The 751-nt window shown below is 68.8% G+C and carries 1 protein-coding gene; it reads right to left on the bottom strand.

Features of this window, described 5'->3' with window-relative positions; genetic code table 11:
• Window positions 1–751 (bottom strand): transposase (locus VXC91_RS46375; protein WP_329513333.1); only part of this gene is annotated, 751 nt, incomplete at both ends.

Here is a 751-nt window from a genome sequence, read left to right as displayed (position 1 = left end):
GGGGTGCGCCTCCCGTCGGCTCCGCCGGGTGGTTGCACAGTGTGACCGAAGCCGTTGGTTCTCGCGGTTGCGGAAGCCGAACGCGTTACGCGCTTCGAGCTTGATGAGGCGGTTGTTGCCCTCGGATGCGGCGTTGGTGATGCCGGTGGTCAGATAGGTCTCGATGCCGTCCCACCACTGCTCGACGGTCTCGGCGAGGGTGACGAGTTCGGGCAGGTGAGCGTGGTCGGCGATGTGGACGAGGAAGCGGTGACGGGCGGCGGAGATCGCGGAGCGGTCTGGAGTGACGTGCGTGTGGCTGACGGCCAGGCCGAGGAGGTCACGCAGGAGTTCCTTGGCCTGCCAGGCCGCGTAGATCTGTCGGCCGTAGGTGCCCATGTGATCCAACTCGGTCCGCAGGAGGGTGCGTTGCTCCTGGGCGAGGTCCTCCTTGTTGCGGCGCAGGAGTTTGCGGACGGTGTAGATGCCATCGCCCTTGCGGGCCCGGCGTCCGTGCTGTTTCCAGGTGAGGCGTCGGCGCAGGTCGGCGAGGTGGCGCTGGGCGAGCTGGACGATGTGGAAGCAGTCGACGACCACCGCCGCGTGCGGCAGGGCCCGGTGGACTGCGGCACGGAAGGTGGAACACAGGTCGATGGCGACGTAGCGGACCTGCTCGCGCCAGGCGGTGGGTTGGGAAGTGAGCCAGTCGGCGACCGAGGTGGCGTTGCGGCCCTCGACCTGGCCGAACAGGCCGCGTCCGCCGACCGCGTCG

This window comes from Streptomyces chiangmaiensis, from assembly GCF_036281785.1.
Classification (GTDB): Bacteria; Actinomycetota; Actinomycetes; order Streptomycetales; family Streptomycetaceae; genus Streptomyces; species Streptomyces chiangmaiensis.
This window is presented reverse-complemented; position numbering and strand designations above follow the sequence as displayed.